Here is a 24,189-nt window from a genome sequence, read left to right on the forward strand (position 1 = left end):
AACTACATACCTAAATGATTTTTACAACATTTAAAAAGATTATGAATCACAAACTCCATGTTGATATCGATGAGAGAAATGGGTATTTATTAGTGATTTTAAAAGACGTTTTTATATAATTGAGGTATGTATTTTATTAGAGGAAATGAAAACTATTTTATTGACGAAGAAGTCGCTAAAATTAGCAACGCTCTTCAAAGCCAATATGGTGAAAATTTTAAAGTTTACTTGTTTTCACAACAATTTAATTTTGAAGAAGTAGTCGATTTAATTTCAAATACCGATATTTTCTCAACTAATAAATTGCTAATTTTTAAAGATTTACTGTGATTTAATGAAAAAAATGCTAAAGTAGATAAAAATCTTGTTGATGAATTTTTATATTTAATTTCTACGGCCGTTAGCGATAGCACTATTGTTTTCACTAATTTTCAAGAAAAGTATGCCAAAACATTTAAACCTTCGGAGCTTTATAAATTTATTGAAAAGAATGCTAAATTGATTGAAGTTGAAAAATTAAGTGACCGTCAAATCTATGCTTTTGTTCAAAAATTAATTAAATCAAGAGGCGGCACAATTGATGATTTTACCTTAGTGGAACTTGTTTCATCATTACCCAATAATCTAAACTTAATTGAAAATGAAATTACGCGGTTGATGTTAGAAAAAAAAGAAATAACTCCAGGAATGATTGCTAATAGTAACTTAAGTATCTCTAGCAATATTAGTTATGCTTTTTCGGATGCTTTTATTAAATTTAACTCGTTTTCTGAGATCATCAAAAAACTCCAAGAACAGTTAAACTATGGGATTCATCCTAGCCAAATCCTTGCCCAAATAGCTCAGATTCTTAGTGATTGTCAAAGAATTTATTTCCTTAAAAAACAAGCTCAATCGTTAGATAATATTGCTAAATCCTTAAACCTTCATATCTATCGGATCAAATTATTAAATTCACTTTTAATTAAATTAGAATATTCACAAGTTAAAAGAAGTTTAAATGAACTTAGCAAACTAGATGAAGATATTAAAAATGATAGGATTGATGGCGGGTTAGGACTAAAAATCTTTTTGCTTAACTTAATCAATATGTAATAAAAAGCGGGAGTCAAAATGAAAAAAAATGAAGCTAAAAAAATGATTCTATATGAGCTTAAATTAGAGTCGTTTAAAGATGGCAATATAAGTGGTCGCGGCGACTCATTAGGCCTTTGATCGCGGAATTATTATTTTGATTTTTTAAAAGTTAATACAATTGTGATTGATGACATTTTATCGCAATATGAAAATGCTACTAATTTAGAAGAAGTTAAACAACGCCATGGCTCGTTAAGTGAATTTATCACTATGACAAAGAATTATTTTAAAAAAGGAATTTTCATTAGTCCAACAATCGATTTTAAAAAATTAAAGCAAACTTATTTAAATTGAAATAACATGATGTATCTATATGACATCGAAAAAAAAGAAACCTCTCCCTTTGCTTCTGATCTTGACCGTTATAGTAATAATAACTACTTAAATCCTAACAACAGTATTGTTGAACTTGCCAACATAGTTATTTATTTTGAAAAAATCATTAACTTCTACTTTCAATGTGGCATTAAAGTTTTTACTTTAGAAAATTTTGATTTTTTAATTGCTAAACAAAACTTTAAAAACAAAAAAAGCAACTTTCGATTTTTACAAGATCTTTATAAAATGATTAAAAGATTGAGCGCAAAAAATATTGTTATTTTAAAATCTCATCATTTTACAAAAGTCACATATTTGAAAATGGCAAAATTAAAAGAACCATGTTTTGATTATTTATACCTAAATCATCTGTCACTACTAGATATTGATCCCACTTTACCTTTTATTAGAAAAAGACCTTTAAACCTTAAACATTTTTTAAAACAATATCGTCCTTTTAGTAATGACGCACGCTTTATTATGTCATTAGGATCTAATTTAGTTGGCAGAATTAATTCACGCTGGGGTGATGAAAAAGCTTATTTTTCTGAAAGCGCCAAAAGCTTTTTATTAGTCATGTTTGCCGCTAAAAACTCAGCAGCCATTTACTACGGCGATGAATTAGGCATGTTACAAGCTAACATTAAAAAACCAAGTGATTTTTTTGACAAGAATTACAATGAAGATAAACGTTTTTACGAAAGCATTAACGTTAGCAAAGAAACGTATTTTGAAATAAGAAAAAGCCTTGATAAAATTAGTGCTAACAATTTAATGAGTTGAAACGATCGTAGAAATAGTGGCTTTTCCGATCACCACAGTCCTCATAATTTGGTAGCCAAAAATTTTGAAAAAAACAATGTTACAAATCAAGCCCAAGACCCAACATCACCACTTAATTTTGTTGATTTTTTAATATCATTATGGAAAAAAAGCGAATTTAATAGCATCCTAGAAAAAGGTACTGCTAAAGTGTCGTTAAGTTGTGCCAAAATTCTGAAAATCAAACGAACTTATAAGCATAACAAAATCCTTTTTATTCTTAATATGACTAACAAAGCAAGAAAAATGAATCTTTTAAAGGACTGAAGAATTTTAGGAAGCACTTATTTCAATAAATTTTATGCTTCTATACCCAATAAGCTAGATCCCTTTGAAAGCTTAATTCTTGTTAAAACAACAAAATCCGCTTCGGAATTTTCAAAAGAAGATTTAACCGAAACCGTTGTAGTAGATGTATAAAAAAATTTTTAATTCAATAAAACGAATGCGTGTTTCAACAAACAAAATAGTAGCTTTTTTAAGATAATCTAAAATTGAATTTATCCAACTAAACGTCTAAGATTACCGCTAATAAAGTTACTTATTTTTTATAGTAAAAACTTAACTAAAATTTGCATAAACAATAGTTAAATGATCTAAAAAATTTCTCAAAATCAAAAAAATTTTGCTTTTTTTGTTCGTGGGTTCCTTTTTTTTTTTTTTTTTGCAAAATCGGCATACAATAGCAATGAATTAAAATATTTTTACTTAAAAAAGAGAGGAAAATTATGGCCAAGGGGCTAAAAATATTTTTAGCAACAGCTGGTGTACTCGTGTTTCCAGCTGCTATAGGAATTGGTGTCGGAATTGGATTCGCTACCCGTGAAAGTGCTGAAAAATCAACACAATCAATGAACAAGTCGACCCAAGCAATTTACGAAAAACAAGGTTCATCAATTGCTAATGCTGATGTCAAATCAAAATATACCCAAGCAGTCGCTGCATATTCAAAGAAAATGCAAGAAGATAGTACCAAAATCATTAACGAAGTGCTTGAAACCTTCAAATGAATGGATCGCTTTGATCAAAGCAATATTGTTGAACAATACAATAAAGGCGTGCAAGCTCTAAACAAAATCATCACCGACATTATGAAGGAAATTGAAAAAGATTACAATGGTGGCAAAAAAGCTAATGGTTTAGAATCAATTAAGGATAAGTTAAATAAAGATAAGTTAACCGAAATTGTTCGTGATGAAAAAGTTGGTTTAGCTAAATTAGTTGAAGAAGTAGGAAAGGAAGTTGGTAAATATGCTAAAAAAATCTTTGAACACGCTTTAAAAGAAAATAGTCAAACTAAAGACATCCCAGCATTAAACGAAGTTATTGATGCTGTTGATAAATACTTTACCGATGCAAAGGAAAATGCCTTTACAAAACTAGCAAAAGAGTTAAAAGAATTTGACTTTAGTGCATTAGAAAAAGAAGGCTACAACAAAACCCTAGAAAAACTAATGGGACTAGTAAGTAAAGCTAGAACCGAAGCTGTTAAAATCCTAGATTCAATCAAAAACCTTAAAGCTGATGAAAAAGCAAAAATTAAAGAAGCTATTAGACCATACTACACCGCTTTGAATAAAGCGCTATCTAGTTCGGTTGGCTTGTTAACTGAAAAACTAAAAGAATTAGCTCCAGTTATTGAAAACCTAAAATAATTAGCCACAAAAATATGATAAAGGAGCGCTACCCTTAATCATATTTTTTATTTGTAAGAGAAATAATGAAGAAGAAATGAAACAAAAAGCTAATTAGTTTATTAACAATAACCACAGCCACTGCGACCGGAGCTCTTGCATTATCATGCTCTAGTATTGAAGAGATTCTAAAAAGCGCTTTAGGCAAAACCGGAACTACTAATTACATTGGTGTTACTAAAGGCTTTGACAAAAGTAAAGTTTTGCCAAGTGATTTTAAACCCGATTTTTTAGAATATCCTAAAAATGAAAATGGCATTTACTTTCGAATTGCTAAAATCACCCCAAATAACCACAATGGTACTTTAGTAGTTTCTTATTTTTTAGAGAAAAAGGCTACGAATGGTGAATGAATAAAATCACAACTTAGAGAATATCAAATCACTGGTTTTAAAACTTATAATGATTTAGCTACGGATTATTTAAAAAAAGTTGAAGTTAAAAATAATAAATCAAACCAACAAAATTATCTACCATCTGAATATGCGCAAAATGAATCTAATTTCATTTTTAAAAATATTCCCGATGATTACGAACTTAAAAAAGAAATCTTAGTTGATGATGAAGCCGGTACTATCACTATTAAATACCATCTTATTAATAAAAAATTAAATTCCAAATCAATTACTACACAAAAAGTTTTTGATGGTTTTGATACAAATTTAAAACGAAAAACTCGTCTTGAAGTAGCAAGACTGAACGAACTGTTTAATGAAACTAACACTCTAGAAGTGACAAGCGCCAAGAAATCATTGTTTCCTTCAAAATTAACTGCCGATGATTTTAAAAACAAAAAAGAAGATGCCGAAATTGTAATTACTGCAATTAAAGCCCAAAACGATGCTTTGGGCACTGTACAAGTTTCTTTTTATCTAAAAAGCACTAAAAAAGGATTGGAACATTTAAAAACCGAAGAAAAAACTATTACTCTAGAAGGATTTTTAACAACTGAAGAACATAAACAAAATCTTCGTGAAGCCGAAAAAAACCGTTTAAACGGACTACTAAGCACTCAAGAAGTTGCTATTGATGACAAAAATCCTACAACTAAAAAAGACCGTTTAGCAAGTTCTATTACAAAAGGTAATTTAGAAGCTAAACTTTTAGGATATAGCGATGTTTCAGTAAAAATTTTGCAAATTAGCTATGATGAAGAAACTGGAAAAGTTACAGCAACAGTAGCATTAACATCACGAATTGCATCATTGAATGAAGAAGTTGAAAGTACCAAAACTAAACAAGTTGCAATTAACGGTTATCTAACGCTTGCTGAGCATCATGCAAGATTAGAAAAGGCGCGGCTTGAAACCATCCTTAATAACATAAATGGCCTAGAACCAAAAAATAGTGATGTCAAATTCAGTGAATTGCTCCCTAGTCAAATAAACGCAAAAGAACATTTTAAACTTCAATATGACGATTATGAAATTGAAGTGCTATCTAGCGATAAAATTGACGATGAAAAGGGAATTTTAGAACTTACGATTAGAATTAGATCTTTAAAACCTAACTTTAAGGGTTTAATGAGTGAAAGCACTAAAAAAATTACCTTAAGCGGCTTTGAAACCACTGCTAGTTTACGCATCAAAACATTGCGTAAACAGACAATTGAAGAATTGAATAACAAATTATCATCCGCTCAATTTGAAACCCAATTACTAAACGGACTTGATGCCAAAAAAGCCGAAACTTTACCTAGCCAAGCACTCGATCTAGCAAATTACAAGGTTGCTCTTAAAAATGGCTCTGAACGTGTAAAAATTCTTAATGCAAGGGCGGATGATGAAAATGGCACTATTACTTTAAAAGTAAAACTTGTAACGCATAATGATGAGCTAAACGAAGATCTTGAATCATCAAATACTAGAGAAATCACTATTGGTGGTTTTATCACAAAAGCAGAATTTGAAAAACGCCAAGAAATTGAGCGTTTAGATAGTTTATTGAACAATTTGGATATTTTGAGCTTAGTAAATAATTTAAATAAGGAAAATCTACTAGCCAGTGAAGTGACCAAAGATAGTTTTAAAACCGATATCGGAGCGGACTATCAAGCGATTATTACTAAAATTGTTGAAACTAATATTGAAGCTGGAACTATTAAATTAAAACTTAAATTATTAAGTCGCAAGACTCAATTTAACAACTTAGAAAGCAGTTTTGAAAAAGAAATTACTATTAGCGGGTTTTTAACAAAAAGTCGTTATATTCAAAACCAAAAATCGTCGTTAAATGGCTTATTAAAAACACTCTCACCTTCTATTAGTTTAAACAATTTTGATAAAGATAACAATCATGCTGGGCTTGTTAAAAAAGAAAATCTTGATATCAACTTAAATAATGCCACTCTAACTCTAGGGAATGTAATTTTTGAAGCAATTGAAAATGGTAGCAAACTAAAAATTCGTTTCAAAGTTAGAAAATACGATAGTAAAATTGGCGAAACAATCGAATCAGACGAAGAGTTTACCCACATTATTAAAGGTTTTTTAACGAAAGCAAAATTTGATGAACTAGCGAGATTAAACGAACTTATTCAATATCAAGATTTAATAACTTTTAAAGAAGATAGTATTAAAACAAAAGCGGCCTCTTCAATTTCGGCTAGTGATCTTAAATTGAATGATGCCTTATATGGCAATAAAATTATCAATACCGAAGTAGTATATGAAAGTATAAAACCTAATCCTCAAACCGGCCAACTAGAAGTTACATATCACTTAAAATCCAAAGTACATAGCGACATCAAAACCAAATCAAAAACAATTGTCTTGATGGCACTTTCAGATGAGCAATATCGAATTAATTCACTTGCTAATAATTTCGATTTTGAATTTGATAGAAGCAAGATTTCGAGTGAAGTATATAGTATTAATACGCTAAAAGACTATTTAAGTCACCCTGAAAATTTAGCTGCTTGAATTAACAAAAAGCAACTACAAGATGTTCAAATAAAAACTAAAAATGTATCTGTTGAATATGACGCGGTTACAAAAACCATTTATGTTAAATATGAAGTGTATTTACAAAGCACAAAAGATCCAAATGTAAAAAGTAAAACATTTGTTAAAGATAAAATTAACTTTACTGACCTACTACTAGCTAATGCTTTTGACAAATACAAAGAATTAATTAATTTAGAAATTAAAAATAAAGCTACGGCTGAAGTATTTGATCCTCATAAGTTAGATAAAAATACTTACTCTAAAATTTTAAAATTCAAAGAATTAGAAGATTTTCTAGGGTTGTGAGAAAGCATTACCAAATCAGTATCGTTTAGCGATCCTGATGATAATAATGGCACGGTTACTGCCAAACTTAGCATTGAATATCGTGAATACAAAATTACGGTATCTAGAACCATCTTTGGACTAGGCACTAAAGAAAAAATTAAAAACCATAACGATATAGAAGTCCCTAAAGAAATCGCAAGATTAAATAACTTAATAAAAACTTTAAAGGCCAAATACACAGGGACTTCAATTAAACACCAACCATTAGAAGAAGTATCACAAACTGATTTCGACTTTAACAACCCTGATGACACTTATGTTGACTTTGTTCATGTTGACAAAATTAAAGCAGTAAATTCAAAGGAAAAGCAAAATAAATTTGTTGGCAAAGTAAGACTAGGATCAAAACGTCCTGGTTTCGAAGATATTTTTTCATTAGAAATTTATTCATTCGAAGAAAAAGGCTTTAGTGTAAAAAAACACGATCAAGAAACAAAACAAACAATTGAAAGCGAACTGCCAACGCTAAAGCAAAACTATCACCAAAAACAAAAAGAACAAATGATTGCCGAGGGACTAAAAAAACTAGCCAATAATAAGCAGTACTTGGCTGATGTTACTAAAGAGCAATTCGAAAAATTTAATGGTATTCTAGAACAAGCATTAGTAGATAGTTTTAATCAAACATTAGAAGTTATCATTGATGGTTATGGCAATAGCCAAGAAGTAAGAGAGTTATATCGTTTGTTCTATCAAGTATTTGTAAATCAATCACCACATATGCTTAATTTCTTTACCGTTGCTGCTAATGGCCCAAAACAAAAACCATATTTATTTTTAGGCCCCCGCGGAATCAATACATTAAAAAACCTAGTACTGTTCGCCCAACACGTTGGGCCATGATCACGTGCAATGTTTCAAGTCATGAAAGATAATGCTAAATTATTAGAATCTTTCCTAGATAAATATATTGATGGTCTGGTAGAATTCCCACAATTAAGATCAATCATTAATGATCCCCAAAAATCTAACATCATTAAAGAAACTGTTAAAAACTTGATAAATTATGTCATCGAATTTTACTACACGTTTGATTGAAATGTTTTAACTAGCAAAGAAGCTGCAGATAAGCAAAAAGATTATAGTGGTGGTGCTGGAAGACCTCCTTTTATCTTAGGCTCAGCTTGAAGAGATTTCTTCTCAACCGATAAATTCATTGAGCCTAAGCATGATGCTAAATCATCATATCGAGATTTAACTTCGCAAATGAAAAAACTCGTTGATGATAATAAGCTAACGCAACAAGAACATGATCTTATCTTTCAAAAGTTAAAAGATGCAATTTTCCCAATTTTGAACATTTTTGGCAAGTTAAATCAACCTATATATAATGCGTTCAAAGAAATTGTCGGATCTTTTAATGAAATTGAAGAAGCCAAAAATAAAAATGATTAATAGAAAAACTAAGTTTCAAAAATGAGCTTAGTTTTTAATTTTCGCTTCAAAAAACAATCAACTAGTAAACAAAAATAAACTATTGTAATAATTAAAATTATTTTAATGCTTTTGTTTTATAATTCATTACGTTACTTATAAAGTAACCATACTAAAAAGGTTTGCAAACTAAGTTAATTAGTACCTTCAGGATGTGACAAAATATAAGGAGAAAAAATGTTTGCTATTATTGAAACTGGCGGAAAACAAATTATTGTTAAAGCCGGCGACACTATTTTTATTGAAAAAATAGAAGGCAAAGAAGGCGACAAAGTATCATTTGATAAAGTCTTAGCAATCAATGACAAAATTGGTACTCCATATCTAGAAAATGCCGCCGTTTTAGCTGCTATTGAAAAACAAGGAAAAGCTAAAAAAATCGTTGTTTATCGTCACAATGCAAAAAGCACCCACAAACGTAAATTAGGACACCGTCAACCATATACAAGAGTAAAAATCTTAGAAATAAAGGAAGCTAAATAATGGCACATACGAAAGCCGGGGGAACAACCCGAAATAGCCGTGACTCAGCCGGTAGAAGACTAGGCGTTAAAGCCACTGATGGTCAATTTGTAAACGCCGGAAGTATCATTTACCGTCAAAGAGGCACAAAAATCTTCCCAGGAAACAATGTTGGCCGTGGTAAAGACGACACCTTATTTGCCCTAATTAGTGGAATTGTTAAGTTTGAAGATCGTATCAATCGTAAATTTGCATCTGTATATGCAGTCGAAGATCTAAAAGCCAAAAAATAAACAACACCCAATTTACTAAAAAATACCGAATGACAAAATCGGTATTTTTATTTTGGGCTAAAAATTTTACGAAACGCATTTCTAATAAAGGCTTTGTAAAAGCAAAATTTCCAAACACGATAACATATTATTATGATACTTTTTTAGTAATTTTGCACAGATTTATTGACTAATTTATTCTCTTCAAAAAAGTGCAATTACTTTCAAAGCAAAAAGCAATTTTTTTAACGACCAAGCTAGGAAATAGTAATAGAATGAATGTGCTATGAAAAAGTAGTAAATTATGAAAATATCGCTTCTAACAAGCAATAATCTTAGACAGATATTTTCGCGAAGAGTTCTAATGAGTTTTATCCTTTGATTTTTCTTTTTAATAAACATAACATATTAAATTGATTAATAATCCATTAAATTCATTTCTTCTTCTCAATGTGATAAAACAGCATTAACTATTCACATTACTTTTTTATAGTTGTAACAATAGTAATATATGTTACTGTTAGCCATTTACTTGTAAATATACATAAAATTTCTAAGCCAACCTCTATCTTAGAAAATATATATTCAAAAAAAATGCGCCATTGGCTTTTTAGGGAGCTAATGGTGATTTTTTTGTTTTAGTTTGAAAACACAATTGTTTAATAAAACTATTTAATTTCGCTAACTTTGGCAAATTCCGAAACTAAATGAGCTGGTAATTTAGCGATGCAAAAGACAATTGCACCAATACCTGTGTGGATCGCAACATCATTAGATAGCTTTGAAACATAAACTTTATCCATTTGCGTAATTTCTTTAAAGTTAGTAACAACTTCGTCGATTTTATCGCTAGCGGCGTGAATGATAATTGGCACGTAATTGTTTTCGGTATCAGCTTTAGCTTGGTACTCTTCAAACATAGTTTTCATTGATTTATAAATAGTTTTTAAAAAGACTCTTCCAATTCCAGCTTTTTCTAAAACACCATTTTCAAATTTGATAATTGGCACGATTTTTAACAGTTTTGCAACAGCAGCGGCCGTTTTTGAAAGACGTCCCCCTCTAACTAAGGCATCGTTAAATTCGGGAATTAATAGCGGTGTCATATTTGGCTGTGCGAAAATTTCTTTGATTTTTTCAAATGATTCACCCTTTTTAAGAGCATCTTCAGCAACAAGTAAGTCAAATACCATTAAAAATGAAATTTTATTTGACGGAACAACATAAACTTTAGGATTATCTTTATAGAAATTTTCTAACATTTGGAATTGACTTGAAAGGTGTTTTGAAATTGGATAGATAACTACCATGTCATAGTCATTAATAAATTCATTAACAATTTGATCAGCCAATCCTAGTGGTGTCATACTTGTTGAAGCGGCCACTTTTTTATTAGCTCTTCAAATTTTTGAATATTCTTCAACATCCATATTAACGCCATTTTGATAAGTTTTGCCATCAATATCAGATTGTAAAGGCATTAGCTCTCATCCGAACATTCGAGCCTCTTGCTGTGAAAGTCCGCTTGATGAATCAATAATAAATTTTATCTTCATAATTTTCCTTAAATTAGCATTTGTGTTCAGAATTATTCAATTATAATTAATTACTACAATAAGTTGCATAAAAGGAATAAAAAAATGACAAAAAATCTCATTGTTGAACTAAAAAATCGGGGCATTTTTAGCAATATTTCTTCTGAAGAAAAATTCAATGCTTTAGAGAGTAATGTCGGTGTTTATACTGGGTTTGATCCCACTGCCAAAAGTTTACACTTGGGTAATTATGTTCAAATTGTTAATCTTTTACGCTTCAAAAAATTTGGTTTTAAACCTTTAGCTGTCCTTGGGGGTCTTACCGGGATGATTGGTGATCCTAGTTATCGTCAAGCCGAACGCAAGTTACTAGATGAAAAAACTATTCTTGCCAATAAAAATGCCATTAAGAAGCAACTTGAGCGATTTGGTCTTACAATTTTTGACAATTTTGCGATTTACAAAGACTGAAGCATGTTAGATTTTTTAAGAAAACTTGGCCCGCTTGTAAATATTAACTACCTTCTAAGTAAAGAAAGCATTGCAACTAGACTAGAAAAAGGTTTGTCATTTTTAGAATTCAGTTATCAACTTATCCAAGGCTGAGATTTTAAATATTTATACGAAAATCAGAATGTAAAAATTCAATTAGGTGGCTCTGATCAATGAGGAAATATTACTACCGGGCTTGAAATAATTAGAAAATTGCACGGTGAAGGTTCAACCGCTGTTGCTATTACTGCGAATTTATTGTTAGATGAAAGTGGCAAAAAATTTGGTAAAAGTACTGGTGGCGGTTCACTGTGACTTGACAAAGAAATGACAAGTCCCTTTGCAATTTATCAATTTCTTTTAAACCGTAGTGATGAAAAAGTTGAGGAGTATTTAAATTGACTAACTTTCCTTAGCCAAGAAGAAATTAAAAAAGTTATTGATCAAGCTAAGAATAATAAAGCGGCTCGGCTTGCACAAAAAGCTCTTGCTTACGAAGTTGTTAAAGATATTCATTCACAAGAAATAGCAGAGCAATGCATTAAGATTAGCGATATTTTATTTGCGAAATCAAACAATGGTCTTACTAAAAATGATCTTGTAATGCTAAGAGGCACTTTACCTGAATATGAAATAAAACCTAATCAAAAGTTTATTGAAGCTATTAAAGCAAGCGGTATTTGCACTTCAAATAGAGAAATCCGTGAATTTGTGCAAAAAAAATCTTTTGCAATCGATGGTGTTGTTGTTGACAATGAAAATCAAATAATTAGTTTTAATAACTTTGATAGCGAATTTGCTTTACTTAAAAAAGGCAAAAAAGAATTTATCATCTTAATAAAAAAATAGGAATATTTTACTAAACAATGTATCCACGTATCGTTATTAATGAAGCTAAGTTTAAAAATAATATTAAAAAAGCAATTGAGATTTGTAAGGCTAAAAATATTGAAGTTCTAGCTGTTACGAAAGGTTTTGTTGGGCAAAGAAGAATGGCCGAACTTTACTATGAAGCCGGCATTCGTTATTTTGGCGATTCACGACTAGATAATTTTGAAGTTTACAAAGACATTCCGGGTCACAAACAAATGTTAAGACTTCCCATGCTAGAAGAAATTCCACGGCTAGTTGAACTTTGTGATTCATCACTAAATGGGGATTTAACTATCATTAAAGCGATTAGTGAATACTGTCTTAAAGTCAATAAAGTACATGATATCGTTTTAATGATTGATATGGGCGACCGCCGTGAAGGTATTTTGCCAGAAGATACTTTAAAAGTTGTAAAAGAAATCTTAGAATATCGGGGCGTTAATTTAATTGGCATTGGTTGTAATTTTGGCTGTTATGGCGCTCGTGTGCCATCAAAAGAGACGATGGATAAATTTGTTTCACTTAAAAAAGCCATTGAAACAACATATAACCTAAAACTTAAACATATTTCTGGGGGAAATTCCCTTAGCTTGCACATGGTTTGAGAAAATACCATGCCTACTGAAGTTAATTTTTTAAGGATGGGTTTTGCTATGATTTTTGGCACCGAAGATATGTATCGTCAAACAATTGATGGTATGTTTCGTGATACCTTTAGATGTGAAGCTGAAGTAGTTGAAGTTGATTATAAAAGTTCTTTACCAGTTGGCAAAAGCGGCATTGACGCTTTTGGCCATAAACCAGTTTTTGAGGACATTGGTGATATTAAAAGACTTATTTTAGCAATCGGTAAACTAGATACTATGTTTGATGCGATGTACCCTTACGATCCTGATTTAAAAATTTTAGGTGGCTCAAGCGACCATTTGATTATTAATGCGCAAGATTCAAAAATCAACTACAAAGCCGGCGACATTATTACTTTTGGATTAGATTGAGGTAGTTTGCTTTATTTATTTAATTCAAAATTTGTCGAAAAAGTCTTTGAATAAGAGCAAAATTAAAAATGACGTTTAAGATATAGCAAATAAATTTTTGCTATTTTTATCTATTAATTAGACATTTATTTGTCAATAATTTGTGATAAAATTTTTTTATGATTAATATTAATAAACTAAAAGAACGACTTCAATTAGCACATGCACCATATTCAGGTGTTCAAGTGGCAGCGTTAGCTATTACTTCAAGTGGCACTGAATACTATGGAGTTAATTGCGAAAATCCCGCCTTTCCAAGTGGACTATGTGCTGAAAGAAGTGCTTTATTCGGCAGCGTTGCCTATGGTGCTAAAGTTGGTGATTTTAAAGAAATTCATATAATTAGCAACAAAAAACACTTGCTTTATCCATGCTCTGGCTGCTTACAAGTAATCACGCATTTTTTACGCGAAGATGGTATCGTTTACATTTATAACAATGATTTAACTAAAAAAGAAATTCACACCATTAAAGACATGGTGCCATATCAAGTAAAAGACAAAGATATCATTGAATAACAAAAAATAATAAAAAAGACTTGTTCCCTACCTTCGGATGCGGGTCTTTTTTATTATTTTTGCTACAAGATTAACAAGAGACATGCTTTTGTATTACTAAAAGTTGCAACACAATGAACAGCAAATTTCGGCTCAATAATTTTAACTTATTTGTCTTAAAAAATAAAACTAAACCCATACATTTTGTTGACTAAATTAAATTTGTCAACTTGAAACTTCAAATAAAAACAAAATAATAAATAGGCAACTAAAATTAGGTGCATACAATAAATATTACAAGATAAGGATACATCAATGAAACACTGAAAAAAACTACTACTGTCTGGATCAATTCTAATACCTACAGTTTTTGTTCCTGCGATTGTTGCATCATCATGCGACAATAAAAAAACAAGCGAAAACAAGGAATTAGATAAGCAAAAAAACCTTTACTTAAGTAAGTTAGATGAATTAAAAAGTGTCAAAAATGGGCAAATTAAAGATGTTATTACTTCGAAAATTTCGCCTTTAATTGATGAATATTATTCAAGAGTATCTAAAGCTTCTTCACTAGAAGAACTAGCTAATCTTAAAAATGAGATGCTTGAAAAAGTTGATAAAGAATTTGAAGAAAAGCTAGAGATAATTAGAAAAGAATATCTTGATACTATTTCAAAAAATGTTGAAACGATCACAAAATATGGTTTAGAACTAAAAGCCATTAAAGAGAAAATCAACAAGGAAAAAGACAAAACAAAGAAAGCCGAATTAACAAAACAACGTGTTGAATACGTAAATAGCAAAAAATCAGAAGTTACTGAAATGACTAGCAAAATTAAAGCTAGTTATCAAGAGTTAAGAGTTTTAGAACTCTTAAGCGATAAACAAACAATTCGTATGTTCCACACCAATGATGAACATGGAAGAATTTTAGCTGATGATGGTCGTTATAACAACTACTCAGGTATGACTGGAACAGCTGAGTTCTACAAACGTCGTATGGCTGAGTTAATTCTATCAGCCGGTGATCTAATTCAAGGGCTGCCAATGAATGATTCTGATAAGGGCTGAACAATTTCGAGAATGGCACAAAAAATGGGTTATCAAGCCGTAGCAGTTGGTAACCACGAATTTGATTTTGGTCTTAAACATATTAAAGAAATTGATAAAGAAACTAGTGCCAAAGGTATGCCATTTTTATCATCAAATATTGTCTGAAAACAAGGACACAAAATTGATGGTAAAGATGTTAGCGACCAACATGTCTTTAAACCATACATTATTAAGCAACTATCTAATGGCATGAAAGTAGCAGTTTTAGGTATTACAACTCCTGATACGCAATGAACGAGTCACCCTAACAACTCAAAAGATGTTAATTTCCAAGATCCAACCGAAGCCGCTAAAAGAGTAGTAGCTGAAATTAAAGAAAAACACAAAGATGTTAATTTAATTATGGCAATCACACACTTAGGCGTTGGTAGATCAAATGTTAAGTGGAATTCTGACTATGTTGCTCAACAAGTGCCGGATATTGATTTATTTATTGATGGCCACAGTCATACTAAAGTGGATGTTCATAAAATTGCCAATAATCCTGTTAACTACAATACCCAAACCGAAGCTTACACAAAATATGTTGGTGATATGAACTTTGTATTTTCGAAAAAAGAAGGTATCATCAAATCAATGCAACAGAAACTTTGAGACATCAACGAAATTGAAATCCTAAATAGCGGCCTACATGATACAAGTTCAAAACTAAGTCCTGAATATCGTGAACTAGTAGAGCCATTAGAAAGAAAATTTGAAAAAATCAAAAACGAAGAACTATTTACTAGCGCTTTCTCTTTCAAACATGTCGATACTGTTAATATAAATGGCACTCCTTATTGAAGGGGTAGAGTACAACCAACTAATCTAGGAATTTTTGCTTCTGATGCTTTAGCATGACGATTCACTAATTCAATAAAACCAGAAAGAGCCGGCAGCCTTTCAATGGACAACGTAATTGGGCTTATGAACGGTGGTGGTCTCAGATCTGATCTTGAAGCCAAAACTATCACACGGGGTGACATGCTTTCACTTGCGCCTTTTGGCAACCGTATTGCTGCCGTTGGTATTAAAGGCAAACAACTAAAAGCAATGTTTGCCCATGGTGTTGCTTCAGTTGGTAGTGGTGCGTTTGGCCAATACTCACATAATGTTTCAATGGACATTGAATACGAAGATGTTGAAGCCGAAAACAACCCTGGCAAAAAAGTTAGAAAATATACCATTAAAGAAGGAACTTTAAAAATTAATGGTAAAGAAATTCAAGATGATCAAGAATACTTTGTAGTTTCAAATGATTACATCTTTACTGGTGGTGATCGTTACACGATGCTTAAAAAAGGTTCAGAAGGCGTTAGAGATATCTATGAAGGCGAAGATTTAATTGAAAGTTTAGTTGCATATGGCAAATATCTAAATAGCACTTCTAAAGATGAAATTGAGAAAAGTCCTTTTGCTAAAGTAATGGAAGAGTATGGTAAAAAAGATGGCGAAAATTGAACAATCACTAGCGGAATTAAAATTAGTCCCAAAAACTAAAAGCATTTAATAATTGCATTTAGAAAAGTGTGTTACAAATAGCACACTTTTTTAGTTTTGTTTATTTGTGATTGAGGTTTAGTCGGTTATAATTATTGAATTATATTGTGAGGAAAAAATGAAACCCGGCGAAAATAATACAACTGCGCAAATAATTATCTACGTTATCCTAGGCTTACTCGGTGCTTTTATTATTACTTTTATTGTTTGAAAAGCGATCAAAGGTAAACTGCTAAAGAAAAAAGCTGCTAAGGCGGAAGCAATCAAGCAACAAAAAGATTTAGAAATCTTCAATGAGTATGTTATGTCATTTGCAGAGATTATATTTTACACCGAAGAACAGTTAAAAAGTTTTGTTGTCTCGATTGGCGATATTAAAATGAACAGTATTAAAAATGGCGCAACAAAACTAATTAAAAAACTAATCGAGCGTGATGATTTTGTTTATACTTTTGTTAACAATGCTCAATATAAAACTTTCCTTGATCATTGTGAGACTCTTAGCATAACTAACTGTAATCTTTGAAATAAAAAAATTCCTAATACCATCACATACTTTAAAACTCAGTATGCAGCGATTCCACAAACCCAAAGAAAGCAAGAATATGTAGAGCTTGTAAAAAAATCAATTAGGAGACAATTCTATGAAGAAGCAGAAAAAAAATAAAATGCCCAAAGATAAAAAAATAAGAATAAATAAAAATAAATTTGGAGCAGCCAATTGATTAACTGTAACTAGATTGTTACTGATGATTCCGTTTTTAATTATTATGACTGCGATGTTTGCTTTGCAAACTAATGGATCAAAAACTGAATTTTGATATGAAGGTATTTTACTAAAGGGATCAGGACACCCAATTTGACAATCAGTTTTATATTGATTAAATGTTACTATCTTTATAGTAGCTATGATAACCGATTTTGTTGATGGACACATCGCAAGAAAAACTAAAACAATTTCAGCATTTGGCAAAGTTTTTGATCCAATTGCCGATAAAGTTGCTACTAATATGATGCTAATTTTTCTAGCAATGCTAAATTTCACTTATTGACCAATTGTTATTTTATTTATCGTAAGAGACATTATGGTTGATGGTACTAGAATGTATGCTTCAAAGAAAAATATTAAGATTCAAGCTAATATTTGAGGAAAAATCAAAACTATTTTAGTTTCTTTTGCAATACTAGCCATTGCTTTTAGCGGCCCTTGATTAACACATCTAAAAGATAAAGAAAACAACGATAAATCATATGTTTTAATCTATGTTAATTTAACTTTAATAGCCGGATTAATTATTTCATGAGTAAGTGGCATTATTTATATGACTAAGTATCTAAAAGGAATTAGAGAAGACTTAGTTAAAGAACTAGAAAAACAATTTGACAATAAAGCCAATGAAAACTCGGATAATAAAACCACGGAAAACACATCAGACGATCATCATACCGCTGAAGATAGTGTTCCTCTAGTTGAAGATCAAGAAGAAGCAAAAGCGCAAGTTGATAGTACTCAAAACGCTTAATAATAATTCATTAAAAAAGCAGCCTAAATTAGGTTGTTTTTTGATTTTTCTTGCTATAAAACTTTTTAATTATTGCATTTAATTACAAGAAAGCTAAGTAAAAACATTATAATTAAAAAGGATTTAGATGGTTGCTCGAGTGGCTGAAGAGGTTAGTCTCGAAAACTAATAATGAGTTTTTCATTCAAGGGTTCAAATCCCTTACCATCTGCCATTTTTTTTATGCAATTTTTGTGGCTTAATTTAGCGATTAAAATATATTTGTATATAATATTAAATAACTTTTAAACTACTTTTATACAAAAATTAACTGACTTAAAAGAAAGGAAAAACAATGCCAAGAGAAGGTCTTACTTTAAGATGTGAAACTTGCAAAATGGAAAACTACATCACCAAAAAAAATAAAAAGTTACACCCAGATAAAATGGAAGTAACTAAGTACTGTCCAAAATGCAACCAACACACTAACCACAAAGAAAAAAAATAGTTATTTAAGGTTACAAAAACAACATACTAAACTAAGGAGTGCTCAAATGTTAAAACAAGAACTTGACAAAATCTTTAACGAACATAAACTAGATGCAATTATTTCAGAATCGCCTCAAACTAGACTTTGATATGCTAATGTCAAAACTTCAGATGGATATTTAGTAATTGAGCCTGGTAAAGCATTTTTATTTGCTGATGGTCGTTATATCGAATATGTTACAAAAAGTGCCAAAAATGTTGAAATTAAGTTGCTTGAAGGAACAGCTCTTTCTGAATTTTTAGCTAAAAAGAACTACAAAAAAATCGGAGTTGAAAAAGACTATTTACGTCTAGAAACTCTAGGTACTTTTAAAACGATTTTACCAAATGCCGAATTTATCGAAATTTCTGCTCAACAATTCAGAATCAAAAAAGACGAAGAGGAAGTTGCTAAAATTCAAGAAGCATGTAATATTTCATTGCAAGCTTTTGAAGAGCTTAGAAAAATTTTAAGAGTTGGAATGACCGAGCTAGAAGCATCAAACAAACTTGGATATTTGATGCGTTTATTTGGCGCCGATAAAGAATCATTTGAATCAATCATTGCTTTTGGAAGCAACGCCGCTGAACCGCATCACCACCCAACAGCAAGAAAACTTGCCGATGGCGATATTGTTAAAGTTGACTTTGGAGCACAATTTGATGGCTGAGCTAGTGACATTACTAGAACATTTTTCTTTGGAAAGCCAAAGAGCCAAGAATTAATTAAAGTTTTAGATGTTGTAATAGAAGCGCAAAGATTGGGAAGAGAAGCGGTTAAACCAGGGATTAGCACTAGCGAAATTGACAAAGTTTGCCGTGAATATATTGAACAACATGGTTTTGGTAAATTCTTTACTCACTCAACTGGGCACGGTGTAGGAATTGATGTTCATGAACTGCCAAGAGTCTCAGCAAGCGCTACTACTATTCTTGAACCTGGCATGGTTATTACCGTTGAACCTGGCATATACATTGAAAATCTAGGTGGTGCTAGAATTGAAGATACCGTTCTAGTTACTGCTGATGGCGCAAGAGTTCTAAGCCGTCCTGAAGACTACAAATAATTTCAATAATAAAGACATTAAAAAATCTTCTTCATCGTTTAAGTGTGAAGATTTTTTATTTAATATTTTTCTACTCCATATTAAAAATTGATCTAAAGTGAGATTATAAAAAACGTTTTATTATGATACGCTACACACGTTTTTAAAATAACAGCAAATATCGTTTTGATATAATTTTCTTACTTATAAAAAGTAAGTTGCAAGTAAGAAAGCTTAAGTAAAAAAGTTTAATTCTATTAAAACATATATAAATACTAACCAATACAATATCACTTATTACTACTATCTTTGTAGTTGCTAATGGAGAAACTTATGGAAAAAACACAATTAATTAACTATTACGAAAATAGTAAGAATTTCAAACAATATCATGATACTGCAAAATTAGGGTTTTGAAAATCTGAGAATGATCTGCTTAAAAAATACCAAACATCATTTCCTAAAAAAATCAAAATCTTAGACTTGGGATGCGGCACAGGTAGAACGACTTTCGCTTTGCAAAAAATGTTTCCTGAAGCCAATATTTTAGCAATTGATATTTCAACTAGAATGATTGAATTGGCCAGTCAATTAAACGAATCAAAACAAACTAAATTTGTTATTAGCGACATCTTAAAATATGATTTTAAAGACGAAAAATATGACCTTATTTTATTTAGCTTTAACGGCTTTTCTAACATAACAGCAGCAAACGATATTAGAGCTTTTCTAAAGCTTATCCGCCAACTACTAAAAGACGAAAATAGTAAATACATTTTTACTGTTCATGATATGTTTTCAAACGATGAGTACTGTAAATTTTGAACCGAAACTAAAAAAGTAAATTATCTTGATACTTTGTCAGACGAAAAAATTCTAGAACCTCATAACATTAAAACAAGATTCTACCGTCATGAAGATATTGTTCAACTAACTAACGAGTTTGGCTTTGAAATAGTAGAGAGCTTTAAACGTGATGATAGCCAAGAGGCTAAATGAGTACTAGAGATTTCTTACCCAGTTGTTTTTTATGTTTTCGCAAAAGCTAAAGGACTAAAATAAATCAGCAAATTAAAAGCTAATTGAAATATATAATTAGAGCAAATGAAATTTTGAATAAGCATTAAAAATGAACTAGACAAAATTATAAAAAAGTACGATGATATCTTAATCATCGTGTACGGATCTTCCTTGCAAAAGAAAAACTCCGATATTGACGTTATATTTGTAAAAGAAAAATTTGAACGTCATAATAAAAAATGATTAAAAGAAGAATTAATAAATATTCACAAAACTTTAAATAGAAAAATTGATGAAGAAGTGGCATTTAATAATAAACTGTTTTTAACATTTGATGATTTATTTAAATTACTTGCTTTTGATTATGAAGTTCATTTTGATATTTTTTTGACAAATGAGATTCTAAACTCAAATTTATTTATTAAAAGACTTATGTCCGTTGCAATTATGACAGCTAAAAAAATAATTTATGGAAAAAAATTTTTTAATAATTTTGCTAATTGAATAAGAACAAAAATAATTATCAATTTTTTTAAAAAATTTTCTAAGGTTCATCCATATTCAAATCATATTAGAGATTTCAAAACAAATATAGATTTTAATAACTACAAAGATTTTTTAGGAATTAAAAATTTGGACAATTTCTTGAAAACAAATAAAATTTCTTGAGATAAAAACAGATATAACATGAATAATGGTATTATTTTTCATAATGATTTTAGTGGAGAAGAAAGCTCCATTAGCGCTTTTTTATTGCAAATACTAAAAAATGACTTTAATACAAAAAATAAAACAATAGTTGAATTTTACAAACATAGTATATATAAAGAATTAAAAAAGATAAATGAAAAAATAATTGTCAAGGAATGTCTTAATTTAAATAAGATGAGCATTTTAAACAAAAAAGACGTTTTAGAATATGCTAACGAAAATAAAGATAAGCTAATACTATATGATGAGAGCAAGTTATACTTAAGTCAAAATTGAAACGAGCTAACTCTTTTAAAAGATGAATTGCCTAATAATTTAATAATAATGTATTCAAAGGAAAAAATTTTTAATAATTGCAATAATAGCCTGATTGTCATGGTCATGTCTAATGAGCTTTCAAAAAGGTACTATCAAGAAAATACTAAAATAAAAATTCCAAAATATTTAATGCAACAAAAAGACTATTTAAAAGTTGAAACTGTAAGAAGCCAAATTAAAAGAAATATAGAATATATAAAAAATAACTTAAAAAACACAAAAGAATATAAATTTATCATATTTGAAGAAGTCGGCATGATTCAATTATCATTTTTTGATAAAAATAAATTCAAATTGTTTTTGGATAGATTGAAAACATTTAATATTTATTTTAAGGAACATAATAAAACAGTTTCAATAAATGCAACTAACATATTTATTGTTGAAAAAATAATACAAGAATTAAAAGAATTGATGGATTAATATGAAAAAAGAATTTTTAATTAAAAAGTATGTTTCAAAGCTTTTAAAATATTTCACAAATAATTTTGATTCTCAACCAAAAATTAGTGAATTAGACCCTAACGAAATTTTTAAAAAATTATGAAAATGAAAAATTGAAGACTACAAGTTTTTTGAAGAGAATTTGGCTAGATTATTTGGAAATCAAAAAAACGAAAGATATCTTTCATTCCCCGATACAGGTATAGACGCTTATGGATTTATTGGCGACTTTATAAACATATTACTAAATCCTATAACAATAACATATTTTAATGGTAGTCCATTAGGTACAATCGTTGAAATTGATACAATTAATAAGATTAGAAGACTTCTAAACCTTGATGACACAAAATTTGACATTAAAGCCGGTCTTTATAATTTAGGCGGAGTTTGAACGTTAGGCGGAACAATGGCGAATCACTTGGCCATTAACGACCACATATCTAAATATTTGTTGGAACACAACGATTTCGATAAAAAAATAGCTCTATTAAAAAATGATACTCATTATTCTGTTTTTAATGGTATCAAAAATGCTTTACAAAATAATGATAAGGTAATTTTTATTGACAAAAACTATATTGAATTTTTCTTTGAAAAAAACCACGAAAAAATTGCTTTTGTTATTGCTACATTCGGTACTAGTGGTGGGACTTCTAAACACAATGCGCTAAAGATTATGGATATGTGCAATAAATATAATTTACCGCTTCACATAGATGCTGCTCAAGGTTTTGTTGATTTCATTGTAAATCCAATTGACTGAAATAAATTTAAAAACGAAATTACTATTTCAATTGATTTTCATAAAGCATTGCATTTAAATTATGGTAGTTCATATTTGATAGCTAAAAACGCTGATTTTTTTAATTTTAAATTATCTTCTAGCTCATTAGATTTGGCACATTTAAATAATTTAGTCGGTTCCAAGTCGTGTAATTCTTTAAAAACATGACTTTTTTTACAAAATAATACACAAGAAGAAATTGTTAATAAAATCTTAGGTGCAAGAGAATCACTTGACAAACTATTAGCAAAGATTTTGACTAATAAAAATGTTAAATTATTAACAAATGATTATATGCATAAAGCTTTAGTGTCAATAAATTTCAACTCAGAAGATGATGATTTTTTGATGAATTTGTTTGTTAATAATATGATTGATAATCACGGCATTATCTTCGATGTTATTTCATATCCAATTGGTAATAAATTCTCATTGGTTTTGGGAATTAGCACTTCACAAAAAATTAGCACCAAAAAAATAAATGAAATTTCACAAAAATTCTTATATGAGTTAAAAAAAATTTCACAAAGTCAAGAAATGAAACCCGCCGTATATAATCACGTTTTAAGCCCAGCCACATGACAAAATGCTAATTTCTCACAATTAATTTTAAAAAAAGTCGAAAAATTTAGCAAACTAGGATTTTATATTGAAGGCTCAACTAGTTTATGGTTAACTTATAAAGACTACTATAAACTTCCTAATGACATTGACTTGGTTTTGCTTAATAATAGTTTTAATTCGTTTGACGAAAAGTTTAATTACCTAAAGAGTGCTATAAATAAACCCAATTTGCAGCAATATGACATCATTAATTGAGTTGAAGATTGAATTTCAATTGACATTTTATTGACAGCTAATTTTGCCGATGACATGCTAATGAAAAAAACTATTTTATTTCAAGGCAAAAACTATCAAGTTAACTTAGTTAAACCTGAGTATACTTATTTTTCAAAAATAGTTTCTTATCTTTATAAAGCCATGAATACAAACAAAATTGAAAAAACGATTCTCAAAAAAGACATTATTAACGACATTGTGTTCTTATCTAAAAAAGTTAGCTTAACCGATGATGTTTTAGAAAAATGAGTATTACACGAGATTAAAAGTGCTTTTTATATTTATTGAGAAAATATTTACTACGATTTAGAAAAAACGAACATCGATTTAGAAATTCTTGACCAGAAAAGTAAAACGATCATTGCAAAAGTTATTGCTTTACTAATTAAAAACAAAAACTTTGCGCCTAAAATTGATGAAGCTTTTAGATTTGATTGAAAAAAACTAGAAAACTAAGATTTAGTTGGCTTTCTAGTTTTTATAATCTTTTTTAAAGCGAATAAAACATTTTTATTTAGCATCATTTTATGATGCG

Annotated in this window: 18 protein-coding genes and 1 tRNA gene; 18 read left to right on the forward strand and 1 reads right to left on the reverse strand. The window is 29.8% G+C overall.

The window, feature by feature from the left end; genetic code table 4:
• Window positions 1-126 precede the first annotated feature (126 nt).
• From holA to rpmA, 6 genes are all read left to right on the forward strand, one after another.
• Window positions 127-1,095, forward strand: a complete 969-nt coding sequence (gene holA / locus EXC42_RS01260) for a DNA polymerase III subunit delta (RefSeq protein ID WP_012498162.1) — start codon at window positions 127-129, stop codon at window positions 1,093-1,095.
• A gap of 18 nt (window positions 1,096-1,113) precedes the next feature.
• Window positions 1,114-2,697, forward strand: coding sequence for an alpha-amylase family glycosyl hydrolase (locus EXC42_RS05985; RefSeq protein ID WP_012498163.1), 1,584 nt, complete (start codon window positions 1,114-1,116; stop codon window positions 2,695-2,697).
• Between the two features lie 308 nt (window positions 2,698-3,005).
• The gene (locus EXC42_RS01270) at window positions 3,006-3,932 is read left to right on the forward strand and encodes a hypothetical protein (protein ID WP_012498164.1); all 927 of its coding nucleotides are present in this window, start codon (window positions 3,006-3,008) and stop codon (window positions 3,930-3,932) included.
• A gap of 65 nt (window positions 3,933-3,997) precedes the next feature.
• Window positions 3,998-8,659, forward strand: a complete 4,662-nt coding sequence (locus EXC42_RS05990) for a lipoprotein 17-related variable surface protein (RefSeq protein WP_012498165.1) — start codon at window positions 3,998-4,000, stop codon at window positions 8,657-8,659.
• A gap of 216 nt (window positions 8,660-8,875) precedes the next feature.
• Complete coding sequence (rplU, locus tag EXC42_RS01280) at window positions 8,876-9,181, forward strand: 50S ribosomal protein L21 (RefSeq protein ID WP_012498166.1); 306 nt, start codon at window positions 8,876-8,878, stop codon at window positions 9,179-9,181.
• Window positions 9,181-9,453 (forward strand): 50S ribosomal protein L27, encoded by a 273-nt coding sequence (gene rpmA / locus EXC42_RS01285; RefSeq protein ID WP_012498167.1) that lies wholly within the window; start codon window positions 9,181-9,183, stop codon window positions 9,451-9,453. Before rplU ends, rpmA begins: the two co-directional genes overlap by 1 nt.
• A gap of 647 nt (window positions 9,454-10,100) precedes the next feature.
• On the opposite strand, the gene EXC42_RS01290 is transcribed toward rpmA, so the two are convergent.
• Complete coding sequence (locus tag EXC42_RS01290; RefSeq protein ID WP_012498168.1) at window positions 10,101-10,988, reverse strand: DegV family protein; 888 nt, start codon at window positions 10,986-10,988, stop codon at window positions 10,101-10,103.
• 84 nt (window positions 10,989-11,072) lie between these two features.
• Between EXC42_RS01290 and tyrS the strand changes: the two genes are divergently transcribed.
• From tyrS to EXC42_RS01350, 12 genes are all read left to right on the forward strand, one after another.
• The gene (tyrS, locus tag EXC42_RS05995; RefSeq protein WP_012498169.1) at window positions 11,073-12,308 is read left to right on the forward strand and encodes a tyrosine--tRNA ligase; all 1,236 of its coding nucleotides are present in this window, start codon (window positions 11,073-11,075) and stop codon (window positions 12,306-12,308) included.
• Between the two features lie 17 nt (window positions 12,309-12,325).
• A complete protein-coding gene (locus tag EXC42_RS01300; protein WP_012498170.1) occupies window positions 12,326-13,384 on the forward strand; it encodes an alanine/ornithine racemase family PLP-dependent enzyme in 1,059 nt (352 codons plus the stop codon).
• Between the two features lie 104 nt (window positions 13,385-13,488).
• On the forward strand, window positions 13,489-13,887 hold the full coding sequence (locus EXC42_RS01305; RefSeq protein WP_012498171.1) for a cytidine deaminase: 399 nt from the start codon (window positions 13,489-13,491) through the stop codon (window positions 13,885-13,887).
• 294 nt (window positions 13,888-14,181) lie between these two features.
• Complete coding sequence (locus EXC42_RS06000) at window positions 14,182-16,458, forward strand: bifunctional metallophosphatase/5'-nucleotidase (RefSeq protein WP_012498172.1); 2,277 nt, start codon at window positions 14,182-14,184, stop codon at window positions 16,456-16,458.
• Window positions 16,459-16,576: 118 nt separating this feature from the next.
• Entirely contained in the window at window positions 16,577-17,125 is a 549-nt protein-coding gene (locus EXC42_RS06005; protein WP_012498173.1) for an MHJ_0274 family protein, read from the forward strand.
• The gene (pgsA, locus tag EXC42_RS06010; RefSeq protein WP_012498174.1) at window positions 17,103-17,981 is read left to right on the forward strand and encodes a CDP-diacylglycerol--glycerol-3-phosphate 3-phosphatidyltransferase; all 879 of its coding nucleotides are present in this window, start codon (window positions 17,103-17,105) and stop codon (window positions 17,979-17,981) included. The genes EXC42_RS06005 and pgsA overlap by 23 nt, the downstream gene beginning before the upstream one ends.
• Window positions 17,982-18,106: 125 nt before the next feature.
• A tRNA-Ser gene (locus tag EXC42_RS01325) sits at window positions 18,107-18,195 on the forward strand.
• A gap of 120 nt (window positions 18,196-18,315) precedes the next feature.
• Window positions 18,316-18,468: a 50S ribosomal protein L33 gene (gene rpmG, locus EXC42_RS01330; protein WP_012498175.1), complete on the forward strand. Its 153-nt coding sequence runs from the start codon at window positions 18,316-18,318 to the stop codon at window positions 18,466-18,468.
• Window positions 18,469-18,514: 46 nt separating this feature from the next.
• Window positions 18,515-19,555 carry an aminopeptidase P family protein gene (locus EXC42_RS01335; RefSeq protein ID WP_012498176.1) on the forward strand — a complete coding sequence of 347 codons (1,041 nt, stop codon included), beginning with the start codon at window positions 18,515-18,517 and terminating at the stop codon, window positions 19,553-19,555.
• Window positions 19,556-19,867: 312 nt separating this feature from the next.
• Window positions 19,868-20,596 (forward strand): class I SAM-dependent methyltransferase, encoded by a 729-nt coding sequence (locus EXC42_RS01340; RefSeq protein ID WP_012498177.1) that lies wholly within the window; start codon window positions 19,868-19,870, stop codon window positions 20,594-20,596.
• Between the two features lie 129 nt (window positions 20,597-20,725).
• Window positions 20,726-22,006, forward strand: a complete 1,281-nt coding sequence (locus EXC42_RS06015; RefSeq protein WP_129648861.1) for a hypothetical protein — start codon at window positions 20,726-20,728, stop codon at window positions 22,004-22,006.
• Window position 22,007: 1 nt separating this feature from the next.
• On the forward strand, window positions 22,008-24,110 hold the full coding sequence (locus tag EXC42_RS01350) for a pyridoxal-dependent decarboxylase (RefSeq protein WP_012498179.1): 2,103 nt from the start codon (window positions 22,008-22,010) through the stop codon (window positions 24,108-24,110).
• The last annotated feature ends 79 nt before the right edge of the window (window positions 24,111-24,189 follow it).

The organism is Metamycoplasma arthritidis, from assembly GCF_900660715.1.
GTDB lineage: Bacteria > Bacillota_I > Bacilli_A > Mycoplasmatales > Metamycoplasmataceae > Metamycoplasma > Metamycoplasma arthritidis.